This is a genomic window from Sphingomonas sanxanigenens DSM 19645 = NX02, from assembly GCF_000512205.2.
GTDB lineage: Bacteria > Pseudomonadota > Alphaproteobacteria > Sphingomonadales > Sphingomonadaceae > Sphingomonas_D > Sphingomonas_D sanxanigenens.
The window spans coordinates 6,076,643-6,094,611 of record NZ_CP006644.1 but is presented as its reverse complement, the minus strand read 5'-3'; the positions used below and the strand labels follow the sequence as shown (position 1 = coordinate 6,094,611).

The following is a 17,969-nucleotide window of genomic DNA, read 5'->3' as shown; positions in this document are numbered from 1 at the left end:
GCCGCACGATGCAGCGATATACTTGACGATGTCAACCATATAGGCAAAAAATCACCCGCCGGCGCGCGACCGGCGGGGGATCGGACTCAGTCTTCGAAGCCGGTCAGTTCGTCGCCGACGAGCTTTACGACGTGCAGCACGTTGGTTGAGCCGGCCACGCCGAACGGAACGCCGGCCATCACGATGATCGCGTCGCCGGCCTTGGCGATGCCGTGGCGCAGCGCCATGCGCTTGGCCTTGGCGACCATTTCCTCGAACGAGCCGACGTCGCGCGTGCGCACCGCATGGACGCCCCACAGCAGGCCCAGGCGGCGCGCGGTCTCACGGCTGGGCGTCAGCACCATCAGCGGCACTGCCGGGCGTTCGCGCGCGACGCGGCGGGCGGTGGAGCCCGAGATGGTGAAGCACACGATCGCGGCGGCGGAAACGGTCTGCGCGATGCTCGCCGCCGCCTCCGACAACGCGTCGGCGGTCGTCGGATCGGGCCAGGTCTCGGTGAAGTGGACGCGGGCATGATAGCCCGGATCGCGCTCCACCGCGTCGGCGATCGCGTTCATCATCGACACCGACTGCTCGGGCCAGTCGCCCGCGGCGCTTTCCGCCGAAAGCATGATCGCGTCGGCACCGTCATAGACCGCGGTCGCGACGTCGCTCACCTCCGCACGCGTCGGGCTGGGCGACTTGATCATCGATTCGAGCATCTGCGTCGCCACGACCACCGGCTTGCCCAGCCGGCGCGCGGTCTCGACGATGCGCTTCTGCAGCGGCGGCACGCTCTGCGGCGGCAGTTCGACGCCGAGATCGCCGCGTGCCACCATCACCGCGTCGGCGATGCCGAGGATATCGTCCAGGCGCTCGACCGCGGCGGGCTTCTCGATCTTGGCGAGCAGCGCCGCACGCCCGGCGATCAGCCGCCGCGCCTCGGCGACGTCCTCGGCGCGCTGGACGAAGCTCAGCGCGATCCAGTCGACATCCTGTTCGAGCGCGAAATCGAGATCCTTGCGATCCTTGTCGGTCAGCGCCGCCATCGGCACGACCACGTCGGGGACGTTCAGCCCCTTGTTATTGCTCAGCGCACCGCCGACCTCCACCGTGGTGACGATCCGGTCGGGCTCGGCCGTGGTCACGCGCAGCACCAGCTTGCCGTCGTCGAGCAGGAGGCGCGCGCCCTCCTCCATCGCCATGAACAATTCGCGGTGCGGCAGATTGACGCGGGTCGCATCGCCGGGAGCGGTATCACGATCGAGCACGAAGGTGGCGCCCGGCTTCAGCGTCACCATGCTCTCGGCGAAACGGCCCACGCGCAGCTTGGGGCCCTGCAGGTCGACGAGGATCGTCGTCGGCCGGTTGAACTCGGCCTCCATCTCGCGGATCGCGGCGATGACCTTGGCATGATCCTCATGCGAGCCATGGCTCATATTGACGCGGAAGGCGTCGGCACCGGCGCGGAACAGCGTCTTGATCATGTCCGGCGAGCGGCTGGCGGGACCAAGCGTTGCAAGAACACGAACCTTGCGCGAACGCGGGGCCAGATAACGCGACATCACGGTGCTCCTCTGCCCGTTTTCACTCATGCTTTGGGCCTCGGCTGGATAGCGGCTAATCCGTCGAGATCAACCGTGGAAGGATGAAGAAGTATGGCCATAGAAGCGATCGATGACGCAACCGCGGCAAAGGTATTACGTCGCCTGGTCGCCCATCTGCAGCACCGCACCGATGCGCAGAATGTCGATCTGATGGGGCTGGCCGGGTTTTGCCGCAATTGCCTGGGCGACTGGCTGGCAGAGGCATCGGACGGAACGCTGACCCGCGACGAGGGGCGCGCGGCGGTTTACGGCATGCCCTATGCCGAATGGAAAGCCCTGCACCAGCAGCCGGCGACGGCGGAACAGCTCCGCCGGATGGACGAAAGCGTCGCAAAGAATGCCCGGGAAGCCTGAACGCCGGCTTGAGCCGCGGCGCCTGCTGGCCTAGACGCCTCCCCTTGATTCATCCGGGAGTACCAGAATGAGCGACGTCGTCGCCGCAGAACAGCTACGTCTTTTCATCGAGCGCATCGAGCGGCTGGAGGAAGAGAAAAAAGGCATCGCCGACGATATCCGCGACGTCTATGCCGAAGCCAAGTCCACCGGCTTCGACGTGAAGACGATGCGGTCGATCGTCCGCCTGCGGCGGATGGAAAAGAATGCCCGCGACGAAGCCGAAGCGCTTCTCGAAACCTACAAGGCGGCGCTCGGCCTCGACTGAGCCGTCTCGCCCGATCCGGAAGGAAATGTCGATGATCCTCACCACCACGCCGACCATCTCGGGACGGGTGATCGCCGAATATCGCGGTATCGTGACCGGCGAGGTCATCGTCGGCGCCAACATTTTCCGCGATCTTTTCGCCTCGATCACCGACATCGTCGGCGGGCGTTCGGGCGCCTATGAAAGCAAGCTCCGCCAGGCGCGCGAGCAGGCGTTCCGCGAGCTCGAGGGCGAGGCGCACGACAAGGGTGCCGACGCCGTGGTCGGCATCGACATCGATTATGAAGTGCTGGGCAAGGACGGGTCGATGCTGATGGTCACCGCCTCCGGCACCGCGGTGAAGCTCGCCTGAGCGGAACCCGCCAGCGATTTTGGAGGAGCGGCCATGGCCGGCCATAGCAAGTTCAAGAACATCATGCGGCGCAAGGGCGCGCAGGACAAGAAGCGCGCTTCGCTGTTCTCAAAGCTCAGCCGCGAAATCACCGTCGCCGCGAAGATGGGCATGCCCGATCCGGCGATGAACGCGCGCCTGCGCGCCGCGGTGATCGCCGCCCGCGCCGGCGGCATGCCCAAGGACAATATCGAGCGTTCGATCAAGAAGGCCGAGGGCAGTGACGGCGCGATCTTCGAGGAGATCCGCTACGAGGGCTTCGGCCCTGGCGGCGTCGCGTTGATCATCGAGACCCTGACCGACAACCGCAACCGCACCGCGACCAATGTGCGCCTCGCCATGTCGAAGAATGGCGGCAATCTCGGCGCGCCGGGCGCGGTGAGCCACAGCTTCGACCGGCTGGGGCTGATCAGCTATCCGGCCAGCGCCGGCGATTCCGACACGCTGTTCGAAGCGGCGCTGGAAGCCGGCGCGGAAGACGTGCAGTCGTCCGACGAAGGCCATGAGATCTGGACCGCCCAGGAAGCGCTGCACGAGGTCGCCAGGGCCCTGGAGCCGGTGCTCGGCGAAGCCGAAGGCACCAAGCTCGCCTGGCGCCCGCAAACGATGGTCGCGGTCGAGGAAGGCGATGCCGAACAGCTCTTCAAGCTGCTCGACGCGCTCGACGACGATGACGACGTCCAGACCGTGTGGGGCAATTATGAAGTGTCCGACGAGGTGATGGAGAAACTGGGCTGATCATCCTCGGCCTGGATCCCGGGCTGGGCACGACCGGCTGGGGGATCATCGCCGCGGTCGGCAACCGGCTGAGCCATATCGGCAACGGCCAGATTTCCACCGACACCAAGGCACCCCTGCCCGAGCGGCTGGTGGCGCTCGACGCCGCGCTGACCGACCTGCTGCTCCTCCACCGTCCGGATGCGGCAGCGGTCGAGGAGGTGTTCGTCAACGCCAATCCGCGCTCGACGCTCAAGCTCGGCCAGGCACGCGGCGTCGTGCTGCTCGCGGCGGCGCGTACCGGCATTGCGGTCGGCGAATATGCCGCGAGCGTCGTCAAGAAGGCGACGGTGGGCGTGGGCGGCGCGGACAAGGCGCAGGTCCATGCCATGGTGAAGCGGTTGCTGCCCGGGGCCGCGATCGCCGGGGCCGACGCCGCGGATGCGCTTGCGGTGGCGATCACGCACGCCCATCATCTCGCATCGAACCGGATATTGGGGGGCCGATGATCGCACGACTGACCGGAACGCTCGCCGAGACCACCGCCGACCATGCGGTGATCGACGTTGGCGGCGTCGGCTATCTCGTCCAGGCCTCGTCGCGGACGCTGACCGCGATCGGCGCGGTGGGCGGGCATGTGGTGCTGTTCACCGAAATGCAGGTGCGCGAGGATGCGATCACGTTGTTCGGCTTCGGATCGGCGGACGAGCGCGACTGGTTCCGGTTGCTGACGAGCGTCCAAGGCGTTGGCGGCCGCGTCGCGCTGGCGATTCTCTCCGTGCTCGACCCCGCCGAACTGCTGCGCGCCGTGGCCAACGCCGACAAGGCGATGATCGCGCGCGCCAACGGCGTCGGCCCCAAGCTGGCGATGCGCATCGTCAACGAGTTGAAGGACAAGGCCGGCGGTCTCGTGCTGGGGCCCGGCGGCGCGGCCGCGCCGGTGGCGAAAGCCGGCGGCGCCGGGGCGGACGCCGTATCCGCGCTCATCAATCTCGGCTTCCGCCCGGGCGAGGCGAGCAGCGCGGTTGCCGCGGCCAGCGAGGAACTGGAACCCGGCGCCACGCTCGACGCGCTGGTCCGCCTCGCCCTGCGCAAGGCGTCGAAGGCCTAGCCGGCGCCCAGTACGTTGATCGTGAAGGCGATCACGCCCAGGTTGAACACGAACGCCGCCAGGCAATGCAGCGTGACAACGCGCCGCATCAGGCCGTTGCCGACCGTGACGTCCGAGGTCTGGAACGTCATGCCGAGGCAATAGGCGAAATAGACGAAGTCCCAATAATCGGGCTCCTCCGTGCCGGGAAAGCTCAGCCCGCCGCTATCGCCGCCGCCGTTGCCGTTGCCGGGGCGGTAGAAGAGATGCGCATAATGCAGCGCATAGACGAGGTTGCTGAACAGCCAGCTCAGCGCCAGCGTGGCGACGATGATAGCCGCTGTCTGCGGCGCGGTGCTGCCGCGCTGCAGCAGTTCGCTGGCGACCGCGGTCAGGATCGCGATCGAGACCGCGCCGGTCACGACGAGCATCGTCCTGCGGTTGGCGTCGTTGCGGCGCGCCGATTCGCGCATCGCACCAGCCTCCCGGCCCAACAACGGAATGCAGGATAGCAAAAAGACGGCGGCGGCGATGTCGAAGCCGATCATCACGCTCTCTCGCCAGTCCAGCCAGACTTTCAGCCCCACCGTCGTCAGCGCGAACAGCAGCACGAATGCCAGGAAGCGCGGCGGCGCCACGCGATTGCCGATGCCGGACACCAAGCGCATGGCGCATGCTAGAGCAGCGGCGCGGCCTAGGCTATGCACCCCCTTCACGAAAAGAGGGGTCGCCGATGGCGTGGCTGTTGCTGATTCTGGGCGGTTGTTTCGAAGTGGGGTTCACCACTTGCCTGCGCTATGTCGATGGCTTCCGCAACCTGCCCTGGACGGTCGGGTTCCTCGTTTCCGTCACGCTGTCGATGGGGCTGCTCGAACTCGCATCGCGATCGATCCCGATGGGCACCGCCTATGCCGTCTGGGGCGGCATCGGTGCGTTCGGCACGGTGATCGTCGGCATGATCTGGTTCGGTGAGCCGGTGAACGTGGCGCGGCTGGCGCTGATCGGCGGGCTGGTCGGCTGCATCGCCGGCCTGAAGCTGGTGCACTGATGGCGTATGACAGCGGGCTGGTGGACTGGGTGGTCGAGGCGCTGGAGCCGCTGGGCACCGTTTCGCAGCGGCGGATGATGGGCGGCGCCACGCTCTATCTGGACGACACGATCTTCGCGCTGGTCGTCGGCGACGGGCTCTATTTCAAGGCGGATGCCGAAAGCGATGCGCGGTGGGACGCCGCGGGCTGCGCGCGCTTCACCTACGAGGCGAAGGGCAAGGTCAACACGTTCAACTATCGCGCCGCGCCCGATGCGGTGCATGACGATGCCGATACGATGCGCGAATGGGCATTGCTGGCGGTCGAAGCGGGGCGGCGTGCGCCGCCACCCCGCCGCAAGCGCGGCCCAGCCCCGAAGGGCTGAGCCGCCGCGGGATCAGGCGCGGTTCGCCTTGTCCGCTTCGTAGCGGTCGATCGCTTCCAGCAGGATCTGGCGCGCTTCCGAGGCATCGCCCCAGTTGCCGATCCGCACCCACTTCTTGGCCTCGAGGTCCTTGTAGTGGGTGAAGAAATGCTCGATCTGCTGCATCACGATCTCGGGCAGATGGTCCTTCTCGTCGACCTTCGAATAATAGGGGAAGGTCGAATCCACCGGCACGGTCAGCAGCTTTTCGTCGCCGCCGGCCTCGTCTTCCAGCTTCAGCACCGCAATCGGACGCGCGCGGACGACGCAGCCCGGAACGAAGGGCGAGCGGGCGACGACCAGCGCATCGAGCGGGTCGCCATCGGGCGACAGCGTGTGCGGCACGAAGCCGTAGTTCGCCGGGTAGCGCATCGGCGTATGCAGGATTCGATCGACGAACAGCGCGCCCGACTTCTTGTCGAACTCATACTTCACCGGTTCGCCACCTACGGGCACCTCGATGATGACGTTCAGGCTGTGAGGGGGATCATCACCAACGGGAATCAGATCGATGTTCATGTTGATTTCGGCTCCGACGAAGTCTCGGCCTCTCCCTGGAGTTGTGGTTTGCTGCGTCGCGATAGCGGAACGCGTGCGCCGCGTCGATGACCTTCATTACGGCCGAAGGCCATCGCTACGGCGGCGCGATCAGCCCTTTATCACCGCGCTTCCAGCAGCTTGTCGAGCGCGCTCGCCTGCGTGCCGGTCTTGCGGAAGCGCGGGTAGCGCAGCCCGCCATGATAGTCGATCGCGACCTCGCGGAAGCGGTCGCCCGCGCGGACGAGCAACCGGATCGGATCCCTGCCCGTCTTGGCCGCGGTGATCGCCGCCTTCAGTTCTTCCGCCGAATAGGCATGGCCGTTGACCGCGACCAGTTCGCTGGTGACGGTGATGCCCTGCTTGAACGCAGGGCTGTCCCACAGCACGGCGTTGACCTTGTTGCCCTTCCCCACATTGAAGCCCAGCGAATAGAAGAAGTCGGCATAGTCGCCGGTCTTCTGCTGGTTGTTGATCACGGGCGTCGGCTCCTCGGTATAGACGAGCGTGTAGCCGCTGTTGGTGAAGCCCTTGAGCGGCGCGCCTGCGGCATTCTCGTTCAGCCGCTGCTGCAGGAAGGCCAGCCAGTCATAGGGCGCGATGCCGTTGAGCGTCGCCGCGACATCCTCGATCGTGTAGGGCGCGACGCCCCAGTCGCCATCCTTCTGGCCGAAAAAGGCGCTGGCGAAATCGTCGAGCCCGCGTGCACCCCTGGTCTGCGCGCGCAGCATGGAATCGACCTCCATCCACACCAGCAGCCCCTCGTTGTAATAATCCTCCGAACGCTGGTAGCTCACCCAGCCTTTCGGCCGCCGCGCGCTGATGATCGGATCGTTGGTGGTATCCTCCAGGTCGCGCCAGCCGCGCGCCGGGCGGTTGTCGAGCTGGGCGGCGATGACCGCATAGGCATCGAGCGTGTCCTGCTTGCTGACGAGGCCCGAGCGCGCCTGCAGCACATAGCCCCAGAACTGCGTCTGGCCTTCATAGACCCACAGCAGGCTGTTGCGCATCGGCGTGCGGAAGTCCGGCGTGAACAGGTCGGCGCCGCGGCGATACTTGCCGTTCCAGCTATGGGTGAATTCGTGCGGCAGCAGGTTGCGGCTGCCGGGGCCCGCATCCCAATCGGTGAAATAGCCGGGCTTCACCCCGTTTTCGGAGCTGCGGTGATGCTCCAGCCCGATGCCGCCAAGCTCGTCGCTGAGCGACAGCAGGAATTCGTAATTGTCGTAATGCTGCGCGCCGAACAGCTTCACCGCCTGGTCGACCAGCTTGCGGTGCGCCTCGATCTGCTCGGGCTTGGCGGCGAGATAGCGCGCCTCGTCCGCGACGATGTTGAGCCGCACCTTGGGCGAGAGCTGTTCCTGCCGCATGTAGCGGCCGGCGAACACGGGCGAGTCGACCAGCGTCTCATAGCTGGTCGTCTCATATTGATAGACGCCGCCGACCACGCGCGAGGGGAGGCCCGAAGCCGCCTTCCAGCCGCTCGGATAGCGGACATTGGCCTTCACCGGGATACGGCGCGTGTACCAGCCGGCGGGATAGAGCGAGACCTTTTCCCACTGCAGGTTGATGATCGAGGGCGTCATCACCACGCGGCCCTGATCGGAATTGGTGGCGGAGATGAAGCGGAAGCGCACGTCGAGCGTGCGCGCGCCCTCCGGCACGTCGATGTGGAACGCGTACACGTCGACATCGTCGCGCTCCCAGTTGAGCGTCTTGCCGTTCGCGGAGATCTCCAGCCCGGCCAGCTTCTCGATCTCGCCGCGCGGCGCGTGGTTGCCAGGCAGCCATTTGGGGAAGAGCAGCGCCATCGGACCCGCGGCGGCGACGGGGATGGTCTGCTTCACATCGAAAATGCCGCGCTGGGTGTCGGTCGCATCGACCTCGAGCAGCATCGTGCCCGGATAATCGACGTCACGCGGCGCCGGGATCGTGTCGACGATCGGCAATGGCTGCGGCGCGCTGTTCTGGGCGATGGCAGGGGAAGCGGAGGCAAGCAGCAGCCCGACCGGCAGCAACGCGGATTTCATCGAACGCGAACCCTTTCACGACATATCGGATGGATGGCTGGATAGGCGGGTGCGGTGGCCTACGTCCACCCCGCTTGGCGCGTCGGCGAATCGCCGGTATGCGGCGCTTTTGCTTATTCTCGGGAGAATCCGTCTTGTCCGCAGCCACCTATGACGTTGTCGCGATCGGCAACGCCATCGTCGATGTCCTGTCGAAGGCCGATGATGCCTTCATCGCCCAGGAAGGGCTGGTCAAGAACACGATGCAGCTGCTCTTTTCCACCGAGGCGGCCGAAGCGCTCTATGCCAAGATGGCGCCGGGCATCGAGGTGAGCGGCGGCTCCGCCGCCAACACCGTCGCCGGCATCGCCGCGCTGGGCGGCAAATGCGGTTTCATCGGCCAGGTCGCGGACGATCAGCTCGGCAAGGTGTTCAGTCACGACATCCGCGCGCAGGGCGTCACCTTCACCACCACCGCGCGCACCGAGGCGGATCCCACCACCGCGCGCTGCCTGATCCTGATCACGCCCGATGGCCATCGCACGATGAACACCTATCTCGGCGCGTCGCAGTTCCTGCCGGCCGCCGCGCTCGACCGCGAGATGATCGCCGCCGGCGCGATCCTCTATCTCGAGGGCTATCTCTGGGATCCGGAGGAGCCGCGCGCGGCGATGCGCGAGGCGATCCGCATCGCGCGCGAAGCCGGCCGCAAGGTCGCCTTCACGCTCTCCGACACGTTCTGCATCTCGCGTCACCGCGACGATTTCCTCAAGCTGATCGCGGATGGCGACATCGACATCCTGTTCGCCAACGAGGCGGAGATCCTGTCGCTGACCCTGCTCGACGATTTCGACAAGGCGGTGGCGCAGGTGGCCGCCAAGCTGCCGGTGCTGGTCTGCACGCGCAGCGAACATGGCGCGATCGCGGTGAAGGACGGCGAGCGTTTCACGGTGCCGGCGCAGCCGGTGGACGCGGTGGTCGACACCACCGGCGCGGGCGACCTGTTCGCCGCCGGCTTCCTCGCCGGCCAGGCGCAGGGCCGTTCGGTGGAAGCGAGCCTGACGATGGGCGCGGTGTGCGCCGCCGAGATCATCTCGCACGTCGGCGCGCGGCCGCAGGTCGATCTCAAGGCGTTGATCGCCAGGGCGCTGTGATCCCGGGCGCTGTGATCCCCGGCGCCGTCGCCGGATAGCAAAAGGGGGGCGGCACCACCGGTGCCGCCCCCCTTTCCCTTTGTGCCTCAGGCTTATTGTTCCTGGTGGCCGACCGGCGCCGGGAACTCGCCCATGTCAGGCGCCGGGATGGTGTCGTCGCCATGCTGCAGGCGGGAATTCCAGATCCCGAAGCAGAAATAGACGATGATCGCGCCGAGCATGAACCAGACGAAGAACATCAGCACGCGCCATTCGACGGTGGTGATGAGATAGGCGCACGACAGGATGCCGAGCACCGGCAGCACCGGATAGAGCGGCACCTTGAAGCCCCGCGCCAGACCCGGCTCGCTGACGCGCAGCCAGATCACCGTCAGACAGACGATGCCGAACGCCGCGAGCGTGCCGACCGAGGTCATGTCGCCCAGCGTGTTGATGTCGAAGAAACCGGCCGCACAGGCCGTGACGAGGCCGACGACCAGCGTGTTGATCCACGGCGTCTGGAACTTCGGATGGACGGTGGCGAAGACGCGCGGCAGCAGGCCGTCACGCGCCATCGTGTAGAAGATGCGGGTCTGGCCGTACATCAGCACCAGCACCACCGAGGTGAGGCCGATGATCGCGCCGACCTTGATCAGCTTGGCGAACCACGCCCATTGCGGACCGAAACTGTCGACCGCGACCGCCACCGGATCAGGCACGTTGAGGCCCTTGTAGTTGACGATCAGGGTCATCACCGAGGCGACCAGCATGTAGAGCACGGTGCACACCACCAGCGAACCGATGATGCCGAACGGCATGTCCTTCTGCGGGTTCTTGGCTTCCTGGCCGGCGGTGGAGACCGCCTCGAAGCCGATATAGGCGAAGAACACGATCGAGGCGGCGCGCATGATGCCGCCCCAGCCGAACTCGCCGGGCTTGCCGGTGGGCTCGGGAATGAACGGCGTCCAGTTCGCGGCGGTCAGCGTCGGCAGGTTGCTGAGCACCATATAGCCGCCGATCACGATGAAGGCGACGATCACGCTCACCTTGATCGCGACGATCGCGTTGTTGACCTTGGCCGATTCGGACACGCCGACCACGAGCAGGATCGAGAGGGTGACGCAGATGAGGAAGGCCGGCAGGTTGAAGATGCCGATCACCGGCGTGCCATCGACCACCAGCGGCGCACCGTCGCGCACGATCGCATAGCCGCTGGCCCCCGTCAGTGCGGGGGGGATCGCAAGGCCGACATCCCCCAGCAGGCTGACGACATAGCCGCCCCAGCCGACCGCCACGACCGACGCGGCGAGGCCATATTCGAGGAGCAGCAGCGACCCCATGATCCAGGCGACGAACTCGCCCAGCGTCGTATAGCTGTAGGTATAGGCGGAGCCGGAAACCGGCAGCGTCGAGGAAAGCTCGGCATAGCAAAGGCCGGCGAAGGCGCACACGATGCCGGCGACGACGAAGGAGAGGAGAACCGCGGGTCCCGCATGCAGCGCCGCGGCCGAACCCGTGCGTACGAAGATGCCGGCACCGATGATGCAGCCGACCCCCAGCAGCAGCAGATTCCACTTGCCCAATGTCCGTTTGAGTTCGCTCGTCGCGGTTTCGCGCTGGACTTGCGCTACGCTTTTACGCGCCATCATTCGAGCCAGAATGCTCGAATTTGATTGAGATGCCATCGACCCCCCTGCTGTCCCTTGAAGGACGCATGCTGGATTTGCAGATGGGGGGCGAGCCTAACGAGCGGTTGGCCGGAGCGCAATCGCCCCGGCCAGGCCGAATCGTTCAGCCGAATTCAGCGGGTTTCGGGGCCCCGCGCCGCGACTTCGGCCGCCTTGCGCTTCTTGCGCCGGTCCCACAGCATCTTGCCCGCCACCGCCGCACCGACCGCGGCGAGGCCCGCGGGCCCGGCGCGGCTCACCGCGCGCGCGGCCACCGCGCCGATCACGGCACCCTTCAGGCCGCCCTTGCCGTCGTTCCGGTCGATCGCGCCACCCACCATCGCGCCCATGATCCGTCGCAGCATATCCTGAGTTCCTCCTCCAAATCCCCTCGGCATCGAACCGTATCGATGTTCTAGCATATCGCGCCATGCTTGGCCTAAGTTCCCGCAATGGCCCATGATCATGCGCATCACGAACACGACCATGTCGAGGAGCATGCGCACGATCACGCGCATCGCCATCCCCACGACGATGACGCGCATGAGGAGACCGGCCGCCAGGCCTTCGGTCATCATCATTCGCACAGCCATCACGGCCACAGCCACGCGCCCGCCGATTTCGGCCGCGCCTTCGCGATCGGCGTCGCGCTGAACCTGGCGTTCGTCATCGCCGAGGCGGGGGCCGGGCTGATCACCGGGTCGCTCTCGCTGCTGGCGGACGCCGGCCACAACATGTCCGACGTGCTGGGGCTGCTGATCGCCTGGGGCGGCGCGGCACTGGCGCGGCGGCCGCCGAACAAGCGCTTCACCTACGGCTACAAGGGATCGACGATCCTCGCCGCGATGTTCAACGGCCTGTTCCTGATGTTCGCGCTGGGCGCGATCACCTTGGGCGCGATCGACCGCATCGGCCATCCGCAGCCGGTGGACGGCCTGCCGGTGATCATCGTCGCCGCCATCGGCATCCTCGTGAACGGCGCCACCGCTTTGCTGTTCATGTCCGGCCGGGACCATGACATCAACATCCGCGGTGCCTGGCTGCACATGATCGCCGACGCCGCGGTCTCGGCCGGCGTCGTGATCGCGGGCATCGCGATCATGCTCACCGGGGCGGTGTGGATCGACCCGTTCGTCAGCCTGACGATCGTCACCCTGATCTTCTGGAGCAGTTGGGCGCTGCTGCGCGAGGCCGTAAACATGCTGCTCGCCGCGGTGCCGAGCGACCTCGACCGCGACAATGTCGAGGCGGAACTGCTCTGTTCGCCCGGCGTCACCCGCGTCCACGATCTCCACATCTGGCCGATGAGCACGACAGAGACCGCGCTGACCGCACACCTGCTGGTGCCGTCGGGCCATCCGGGGGACGGCTTCCTCGAAGATATCCGGGTGCGGCTGAAGCGGCGGTTCGGGATCGGGCACGTCACGATCCAGGTGGAGGTGGCACCGCGCGTGATCGCCGGCAGCCAGATCAACTGCGGCTAGCAATTCCTTCCCCAGCGAAGCCGGGAGAGGAAAAAGTCAGGCCGGCCCGGCCACATCCAACCTGCGCAATTCGATCGCCGGGCAGCGATCCATCACCACCTTGAGCCCCGCCGCCTCCGCGCGTACCGCTGCGTCCTCGTTGATCACGCCAAGCTGCATCCACACCGCCTTCGCGCCCGCCGCGATCGCCTGATCGACCGCGTCGCCGGCCGCGGCAGAATTGCGGAAGATGTCGACGAGATCGATCGGATCGCCCAGCTGGGAGAGCGCGCGCCAGACGAATTCGCCATGGACATGTTCGCCGGTGATCTGCGGATTGACCGGGATCACGCGATAGCCATGATCCTGCAGCACCTTCATCACGCCATAGCTGGGCCGGTCCGGCCGGTCGGAGGCGCCGATCATCGCGATCGTGCGGGTTTCCTGCAGCAAGGTGCGGATATCGTCGTCAGAGGTCAGCGGCATCTCGGTTGGATCCTTCTTTCATCCGCTTCAACCCGTCAGGCGGCAGGTCGATCCAGCCAGTCGCCCAGCTTCGCCGCGATGGCACGAAAGGCATCGCCCTCCGCCACATCCATCGCCGCCGGCGGATGGCCCGCGTCGGACGCGCGGCGGATCGCGATGTCGAGCGGCACGCGGCCCAGGAAGGGATGGCCCATCGCCGCCGCCGCCGCCTCCGCGCCGCCATTGCCGAACGGGTCGGAAACCTCGCCGCAATGCGGGCACACATAGCCCGCCATATTCTCGACGAGGCCGATAATCGGCACGCCCGACTGGTTGAACAGGTCGATCGCCCGGGTCGCGTCGATCAGCGCCAGATCCTGGGGTGTCGAAATGATGACCGCGCCCGCCGGCTTGTGCTTCTGGATCATCGAGAGCTGGACGTCGCCGGTGCCGGGCGGCAGATCGACGATGATGAGGTCGGTGGAGCCCCAGTCGGCGTCGATAAGCTGGCCGAGCGCGTTGCCCGCCATCGGCCCGCGCCACGCAACCGCCTGGCCGGGCTTGAGCAACTGCCCCATAGACAGCATCGGCACGCCGAAATCGGTCTGCACCGGGATCAGCTTCTGCCCCTCCGCGGTCGGGCGACGGCCCTCGGCGGACATCAGGCGGGGCTGCGAGGGGCCATAGATGTCGGCGTCGATCAGCCCGACGTTTCGGCCGACGCGGCGCAGCGCGACCGCGAGATTGGCGGCGAGCGTCGATTTGCCGACGCCGCCCTTGCCGCTGCCCACCGCGATCAGCCGGCGGCCCTGTTTCTCGCTGGTCTGGGCGATCCGCACCTCGTCCACACCCGGCAGCGCCTTGAGCACGCGGTGGATATCCGCTTCCAGCAGCGCGCGGCGATCGCCGTCGAGCCCGGTCACGTCGAGAATCAGGCTGACCCGGCCATCGGTGAAGCGGGGGGCGGCGGCGCGCTTGCCGGCAATCGGCTCAAGCGCCAGGCGGATCGCATCGATATCGGTCATCGCCGCGGCCATAGAGCAAAGCAGCCGACGCTGGGAAACAGTTTCGATTTATTGCCGACAAGTCCGGTAATGCCTGCCGCAGTGGCAATTCGACTGTCGGCACTGTTTTTCCCCGTTCGTCTACCTATAAAGGTTGAATGAGCAGATTTCCGGAGTGGATAGCGTCGATCGGAATCCTCAAGGCCGACGCTGGCGGCCCTTGGGGCGGCCGCGGTGGTGGTGATGGCGGAGAGGGCGGCGGAAGCGGCGGCGGTGGCGGTCCGCGCAATCCGTGGAACCAGCCCCCCGACGGCGGCCGGCCGCGCGGCGGCGGGGGCCGGCGCGGGCCGACCCAGCTCGACGAACTGATCCGGCGCATGCGCGCGGGTGGTGGTGGCGGCGGTCGCGGCGGCCTGCCCCCTGCATTCAATCCCGCACGCATCTGGCGCTACGTGCTGGCGCTGTTCGTGGTGATCTGGCTGCTGTTCACCAGCATCCACCGCATCGGCCCCCAGGAACGCGGCGTCGTTTCGCTGTTCGGCCGCTATTGGTACACGCTGAACCCGGGCGTGAGCTTCACCCCGCCGGCGCCGATCGTCACGGTGCGGAAGATCGACGTCGAGGAAATCCGCACCGTCGATATCGGCACCACCGCCGCGCAGCAGGAAAATCTGATGCTGACCGGCGACCAGAACGTGATCGACCTCGCTTATTCGGTGCGCTGGAACATCAGCAATCCGGTGCTCTACATGTTTCAGCTCAAGGATCCCGACGAGACGATCAGCGAAGCGGCCGAAAGCGCGATGCGTGAGGTGATCGCCGACGTGTCGCTCAACGACGCGATCGGATCGGGCCGCAATGCGATCGAGGCACGCGTCCAGCAGCGCACGCAGGAATTGCTCAACGACTATCGCGCCGGCGTGCGCATCCAGGGCGTGGCCGTGAAGCAGGCGGATCCGCCCGCCGCCGTCAACGACGCGTTCAAGGAGGTGTCGGCGGCGCAGCAGACCGCGCAGACCTATCTGAACGAGGCGCGCGCTTATGCGCAGCAGCTCAGCGCCAAGGCCCAGGGCGAAGCCGCTGCGTTCGACCAGGTTTATAGCGAATATAAGCTGGCACCCGAAGTGACGCGCCGGCGCATGTACTATGAGACGATGGAGCGTGTTCTGTCGAAGGTTGACAAGACGATCGTCGAGGTCCCGGGCGTGACGCCCTATCTGCCGCTGCCCGAAGTCGCCAGGCGACCCGCTCCGGCTCCGGCCCCGGAGGCGCAGCGATGACCGGCGTGCCCCGCCAGCTCATCGCGATCGCCGTCGGATCGCTGCTGTTGCTGATCCTGCTGCTGAGTTCGCTGGTCATCGTGCCGGAAGACCGGCAGGGCGTCATCGTCCGTTTCGGTGAGCCCCAAAAGCTGATCAACCCCTATCGCGCCAACCAGGATTTCGGCCGCTCGGGCGCCGGGCTGATCCTGAAGGTGCCGTTCATCGACCAGGTCGTGTGGATCGACAAGCGCGTGCTCGACATCGAGATGGACCGCCAGCAGGTGCTCTCGACCGACCAGCTCCGCCTGAACGTCGATGCCTATGCGCGCTACCGCATCGTCAATCCGCTGCAGATGTACATCTCGGCGGGAACCGAGGAGCGCGTGTCGGACCAGCTTCGCCCGATCCTCGGATCGCAGCTCCGCAACGAACTGGGCAAGGTCCAGTTCGCAGCGCTCCTCACCGCCGAGCGCAGCCAGGTGATGGACAATATCCAGGTCGGCCTCAACCGCGTCGCCCGCCAATATGGCGCCGAGATCGTCGACGTGCGGATCAAGCGCGCCGACCTGCCGGACGGCACGCCGCTGGAATCGGCCTATGAACGGATGCGCACCGCGCGTCGCCAGGAGGCGCTGACGATCCGCGCCAACGGCGCGCGCGACGCGCAGATCATCCGGGCGGAAGCCGATGCGGCGGCGGCGCGGACCTATGCCACCAGCTTCGGCAAGGATCCGGGCTTCTACGATTTCTACCGGGCGATGAAATCCTATGAACACACGTTCGGCACCGATGGAACCCAGCCGGAGGGCCGTTCGTCGATCATCCTGTCGCCACAGAACGATTATCTGCGTGAGTTCCGCGGCCGGCCCTGACACGGCGGATGGCCGCGGCAGATGGCCTGCGCAGAACCATTAAAGCTGCGTTCAGGCGCAGGCTCACAGCGTCGCCAGCGCCTTTCGGCGCGCCCAATGGAGGAAGATCTCAGTGCGTTACGCCTATGCCTTGACCACCGCCTTGCTGCTCGGGGGAACGGCAGCGACCCTCGTAACCAACCCGCTCGGCGCGCAGGTTGCACAGAATGATCCGCAGGCCCTCGCATCGGCGCCGCGCGCCGGCGCCCCCTTGAGCTTCGCGGACCTCGCCGCGAAGCTCCAGCCCGCAGTGGTCAACATCTCCACCACCCAGCGCGTGCAGGTTGCCACCAATCCGTTCGAAGGCACGCCGTTCGGCAACCTGTTCGGCGGCCTGCAGGGCGGCCGGCCGGTAACCCGCCAGGCGACCTCGCTTGGCTCCGGCTTCATCGTTTCGCCGGATGGCTACATCGTCACCAACAACCATGTGATCTCACCCGATCGCCGTGGCAACGGCACCGTCGAGGCGATCACCGTGATCATGCCGGATCGCAAGGAATACAAGGCCAGGCTGATCGGCCGCGATCCGCAATCCGACCTCGCGGTTCTAAAGATCGAAGCAGCGAACCTGCCCTTCGTGCGGTTCGGCGATTCGACGCGCACGCGGGTTGGCGACTGGGTGATGGCGATCGGCAACCCGTTCGGCCTCGGCGGCACCGTGACCGCCGGCATCGTCTCCGCGCTCCACCGCAACACCGGTTCGGGCGGCGCGTATGACCGCTACATCCAGACCGACGCCTCGATCAACCAGGGCAATTCCGGCGGACCGATGTTCGATCTGGCTGGCAATGTGATCGGCATCAACACCGCAATCTTTTCTCCGACCGGCGGCAACGTCGGCATCGGTTTCGCCATCCCGGCCGAACAGGCCAAGCCGATCGTCGACACGCTGATGAAGGGCGGCTCGGTGGAGCGCGGCTATCTGGGCGTCGAGATCCAGCAGCTCGACGACGATAGCGCCGGCGCCCTTGGCCTCAACAAGAACGAGGGCGAACTGATCGCGCGCACGGTACCGGGCGAAGCCGCGGACAAGGCGGGCATCCGCCAGGGCGACGTGATCGTCAAGGTCAACGGCCGCACCGTCAATCCGGACCAGACGCTGTCCTTCATCGTCGCCAACCTGCCGGTGGGCACGCGTGTGCCGATCGAATTGATCCGCGATGGCAAGCGCATGACGCTGACCGCCACTGTCGGCAAGCGTCCGCCGGAAGACCAGCTTGCCGGCTTTGCGCGCGGCGAGGACGATGAGGGCTTTGGTGATGATTCGGCCCCCGGTGACAGCGAACAGGCGACGCGCGGCGCGCTCGGCATAGCGGTGATGCCGCTGACGCCAGTGATCGCTCGGCAACTGGGCCTCGATCCCGCGATGCAGGGCGTGGTCGTCAGCTCGGTCGACCCGTCGAGCGAGGCGGCCGCCAAGGGCCTGCGTCGCGGCGACGTGATCAGTGCGGTGAATTCGGTGACCCGCGTCGCCGTTCGCACCCCCGCCGACCTCGACAACGCCATCAGCGCGGCCCGCCGCGCTGGCCGCAACAGCGTTCTGCTGCTGGTTACGCGCGGCAACCAGTCGACCTATGTCGGCGTGCCGATCAAGCAGTAGTAAATCCCGGATCCCCGCCGG

21 protein-coding genes are annotated in these 17,969 nt (G+C 66.5%); 13 read left to right on the top strand and 8 right to left on the bottom strand.

Annotated features, from left to right (window positions below; genetic code table 11):
- Window positions 1-86: 86 nt before the first annotated feature.
- Entirely contained in the window at window positions 87-1,544 is a 1,458-nt protein-coding gene (gene pyk / locus NX02_RS28005; RefSeq protein ID WP_025295476.1) for a pyruvate kinase, read from the bottom strand.
- 93 nt (window positions 1,545-1,637) lie between these two features.
- Between pyk and NX02_RS28000 the strand changes: the two genes are divergently transcribed.
- The 6 genes from NX02_RS28000 (at window position 1,638) to ruvA (ending at window position 4,466) form a co-directional block, all read left to right on the top strand.
- Entirely contained in the window at window positions 1,638-1,940 is a 303-nt protein-coding gene (locus NX02_RS28000; RefSeq protein ID WP_025295475.1) for a DUF1244 domain-containing protein, read from the top strand.
- A 67-nt stretch (window positions 1,941-2,007) separates the two neighbouring features.
- On the top strand, window positions 2,008-2,247 hold the full coding sequence (locus NX02_RS27995; RefSeq protein ID WP_025295474.1) for a DUF2312 domain-containing protein: 240 nt from the start codon (window positions 2,008-2,010) through the stop codon (window positions 2,245-2,247).
- A 31-nt stretch (window positions 2,248-2,278) separates the two neighbouring features.
- The gene (locus tag NX02_RS27990; RefSeq protein ID WP_039998172.1) at window positions 2,279-2,599 is read left to right on the top strand and encodes a heavy metal-binding domain-containing protein; all 321 of its coding nucleotides are present in this window, start codon (window positions 2,279-2,281) and stop codon (window positions 2,597-2,599) included.
- A gap of 33 nt (window positions 2,600-2,632) precedes the next feature.
- Window positions 2,633-3,376 carry a YebC/PmpR family DNA-binding transcriptional regulator gene (locus NX02_RS27985; RefSeq protein ID WP_025295594.1) on the top strand — a complete coding sequence of 248 codons (744 nt, stop codon included), beginning with the start codon at window positions 2,633-2,635 and terminating at the stop codon, window positions 3,374-3,376.
- Window positions 3,373-3,864, top strand: coding sequence for a crossover junction endodeoxyribonuclease RuvC (ruvC, locus tag NX02_RS27980; RefSeq protein ID WP_025295473.1), 492 nt, complete (start codon window positions 3,373-3,375; stop codon window positions 3,862-3,864). The genes NX02_RS27985 and ruvC overlap by 4 nt, the downstream gene beginning before the upstream one ends.
- On the top strand, window positions 3,861-4,466 hold the full coding sequence (gene ruvA / locus NX02_RS27975) for a Holliday junction branch migration protein RuvA (protein ID WP_025295472.1): 606 nt from the start codon (window positions 3,861-3,863) through the stop codon (window positions 4,464-4,466). Before ruvC ends, ruvA begins: the two co-directional genes overlap by 4 nt.
- Here ruvA and NX02_RS27970 read toward each other — a convergent pair.
- Window positions 4,463-5,113, bottom strand: a complete 651-nt coding sequence (locus NX02_RS27970) for a DUF1345 domain-containing protein (protein ID WP_025295471.1) — start codon at window positions 5,111-5,113, stop codon at window positions 4,463-4,465. The genes ruvA and NX02_RS27970 overlap by 4 nt on opposite strands.
- Before the next feature lie 65 nt (window positions 5,114-5,178).
- Here NX02_RS27970 and NX02_RS27965 point away from each other — a divergent pair, with 65 nt between their 5' ends.
- Together NX02_RS27965 and NX02_RS27960 are read left to right on the top strand one after the other, a co-directional pair.
- The gene (locus NX02_RS27965; protein WP_025295470.1) at window positions 5,179-5,493 is read left to right on the top strand and encodes a DMT family transporter; all 315 of its coding nucleotides are present in this window, start codon (window positions 5,179-5,181) and stop codon (window positions 5,491-5,493) included.
- Window positions 5,493-5,858 carry a TfoX/Sxy family protein gene (locus NX02_RS27960; protein WP_025295469.1) on the top strand — a complete coding sequence of 122 codons (366 nt, stop codon included), beginning with the start codon at window positions 5,493-5,495 and terminating at the stop codon, window positions 5,856-5,858. Before NX02_RS27965 ends, NX02_RS27960 begins: the two co-directional genes overlap by 1 nt.
- Window positions 5,859-5,870: 12 nt before the next feature.
- Here NX02_RS27960 and ppa read toward each other — a convergent pair whose 3' ends face one another.
- Window positions 5,871-6,416 (bottom strand): inorganic diphosphatase, encoded by a 546-nt coding sequence (gene ppa, locus NX02_RS27955; RefSeq protein WP_025295468.1) that lies wholly within the window; start codon window positions 6,414-6,416, stop codon window positions 5,871-5,873.
- A 140-nt stretch (window positions 6,417-6,556) separates the two neighbouring features.
- Complete coding sequence (locus NX02_RS27950) at window positions 6,557-8,464, bottom strand: M61 family metallopeptidase (protein ID WP_025295467.1); 1,908 nt, start codon at window positions 8,462-8,464, stop codon at window positions 6,557-6,559.
- A 134-nt stretch (window positions 8,465-8,598) separates the two neighbouring features.
- Between NX02_RS27950 and NX02_RS27945 the strand changes: the two genes are divergently transcribed.
- Window positions 8,599-9,597 (top strand): adenosine kinase, encoded by a 999-nt coding sequence (locus tag NX02_RS27945; RefSeq protein ID WP_025295466.1) that lies wholly within the window; start codon window positions 8,599-8,601, stop codon window positions 9,595-9,597.
- Between the two features lie 92 nt (window positions 9,598-9,689).
- Here the strand turns inward: NX02_RS27945 and NX02_RS27940 are convergent, their stop codons facing one another.
- The gene (locus tag NX02_RS27940) at window positions 9,690-11,225 is read right to left on the bottom strand and encodes an amino acid permease (RefSeq protein WP_245648719.1); all 1,536 of its coding nucleotides are present in this window, start codon (window positions 11,223-11,225) and stop codon (window positions 9,690-9,692) included.
- A gap of 152 nt (window positions 11,226-11,377) precedes the next feature.
- Window positions 11,378-11,608, bottom strand: a complete 231-nt coding sequence (locus NX02_RS27935; protein ID WP_025295464.1) for a hypothetical protein — start codon at window positions 11,606-11,608, stop codon at window positions 11,378-11,380.
- Window positions 11,609-11,695: 87 nt separating this feature from the next.
- Between NX02_RS27935 and NX02_RS27930 the strand changes: the two genes are divergently transcribed.
- Window positions 11,696-12,727, top strand: coding sequence for a cation diffusion facilitator family transporter (locus NX02_RS27930; protein ID WP_025295463.1), 1,032 nt, complete (start codon window positions 11,696-11,698; stop codon window positions 12,725-12,727).
- Window positions 12,728-12,763: 36 nt separating this feature from the next.
- Here the strand turns inward: NX02_RS27930 and NX02_RS27925 are convergent, their stop codons facing one another.
- Window positions 12,764-13,192 (bottom strand): CoA-binding protein, encoded by a 429-nt coding sequence (locus NX02_RS27925; protein ID WP_025295462.1) that lies wholly within the window; start codon window positions 13,190-13,192, stop codon window positions 12,764-12,766.
- A 35-nt stretch (window positions 13,193-13,227) separates the two neighbouring features.
- Window positions 13,228-14,196: an Mrp/NBP35 family ATP-binding protein gene (locus tag NX02_RS27920; protein ID WP_025295461.1), complete on the bottom strand. Its 969-nt coding sequence runs from the start codon at window positions 14,194-14,196 to the stop codon at window positions 13,228-13,230.
- A gap of 137 nt (window positions 14,197-14,333) precedes the next feature.
- Here NX02_RS27920 and hflK point away from each other — a divergent pair, with 137 nt between their 5' ends.
- The 3 genes from hflK to NX02_RS27905 all read left to right on the top strand — a co-directional run bounded on the left by hflK (window position 14,334) and on the right by NX02_RS27905 (window position 17,948).
- On the top strand, window positions 14,334-15,455 hold the full coding sequence (hflK, locus tag NX02_RS27915) for an FtsH protease activity modulator HflK (RefSeq protein ID WP_025295460.1): 1,122 nt from the start codon (window positions 14,334-14,336) through the stop codon (window positions 15,453-15,455).
- On the top strand, window positions 15,452-16,309 hold the full coding sequence (hflC, locus tag NX02_RS27910) for a protease modulator HflC (RefSeq protein WP_025295459.1): 858 nt from the start codon (window positions 15,452-15,454) through the stop codon (window positions 16,307-16,309). The genes hflK and hflC overlap by 4 nt, the downstream gene beginning before the upstream one ends.
- Window positions 16,310-16,421: 112 nt before the next feature.
- Window positions 16,422-17,948, top strand: coding sequence for a Do family serine endopeptidase (locus NX02_RS27905; protein ID WP_025295458.1), 1,527 nt, complete (start codon window positions 16,422-16,424; stop codon window positions 17,946-17,948).
- Window positions 17,949-17,969 lie beyond the last annotated feature (21 nt).

What these genes read in the sequence shown, in the direction of transcription:
- NX02_RS27930 (WP_025295463.1), top strand. Translation starts at nt 11,696, where the DNA reads ATGGCCCATGATCATGCGCATCACGAACACGACCATGTCGAGGAGCAT.
- NX02_RS27925 (WP_025295462.1), bottom strand. Translation starts at nt 13,192, where the DNA reads ATGCCGCTGACCTCTGACGACGATATCCGCACCTTGCTGCAGGAAACC.
- ppa (WP_025295468.1), bottom strand. Translation starts at nt 6,416, where the DNA reads ATGAACATCGATCTGATTCCCGTTGGTGATGATCCCCCTCACAGCCTG.
- hflC (WP_025295459.1), top strand. Translation starts at nt 15,452, where the DNA reads ATGACCGGCGTGCCCCGCCAGCTCATCGCGATCGCCGTCGGATCGCTG.
- NX02_RS27995 (WP_025295474.1), top strand. Translation starts at nt 2,008, where the DNA reads ATGAGCGACGTCGTCGCCGCAGAACAGCTACGTCTTTTCATCGAGCGC.
- NX02_RS27960 (WP_025295469.1), top strand. Translation starts at nt 5,493, where the DNA reads ATGGCGTATGACAGCGGGCTGGTGGACTGGGTGGTCGAGGCGCTGGAG.
- NX02_RS27920 (WP_025295461.1), bottom strand. Translation starts at nt 14,196, where the DNA reads ATGACCGATATCGATGCGATCCGCCTGGCGCTTGAGCCGATTGCCGGC.
- NX02_RS27950 (WP_025295467.1), bottom strand. Translation starts at nt 8,464, where the DNA reads ATGAAATCCGCGTTGCTGCCGGTCGGGCTGCTGCTTGCCTCCGCTTCC.
- NX02_RS27940 (WP_245648719.1), bottom strand. Translation starts at nt 11,225, where the DNA reads ATGATGGCGCGTAAAAGCGTAGCGCAAGTCCAGCGCGAAACCGCGACG.
- ruvA (WP_025295472.1), top strand. Translation starts at nt 3,861, where the DNA reads ATGATCGCACGACTGACCGGAACGCTCGCCGAGACCACCGCCGACCAT.
- hflK (WP_025295460.1), top strand. Translation starts at nt 14,334, where the DNA reads ATGAGCAGATTTCCGGAGTGGATAGCGTCGATCGGAATCCTCAAGGCC.
- NX02_RS27935 (WP_025295464.1), bottom strand. Translation starts at nt 11,608, where the DNA reads ATGCTGCGACGGATCATGGGCGCGATGGTGGGTGGCGCGATCGACCGG.
- NX02_RS27990 (WP_039998172.1), top strand. Translation starts at nt 2,279, where the DNA reads ATGATCCTCACCACCACGCCGACCATCTCGGGACGGGTGATCGCCGAA.
- NX02_RS27970 (WP_025295471.1), bottom strand. Translation starts at nt 5,113, where the DNA reads ATGCGCTTGGTGTCCGGCATCGGCAATCGCGTGGCGCCGCCGCGCTTC.
- NX02_RS28000 (WP_025295475.1), top strand. Translation starts at nt 1,638, where the DNA reads ATGGCCATAGAAGCGATCGATGACGCAACCGCGGCAAAGGTATTACGT.
- NX02_RS27985 (WP_025295594.1), top strand. Translation starts at nt 2,633, where the DNA reads ATGGCCGGCCATAGCAAGTTCAAGAACATCATGCGGCGCAAGGGCGCG.
- pyk (WP_025295476.1), bottom strand. Translation starts at nt 1,544, where the DNA reads ATGTCGCGTTATCTGGCCCCGCGTTCGCGCAAGGTTCGTGTTCTTGCA.
- NX02_RS27965 (WP_025295470.1), top strand. Translation starts at nt 5,179, where the DNA reads ATGGCGTGGCTGTTGCTGATTCTGGGCGGTTGTTTCGAAGTGGGGTTC.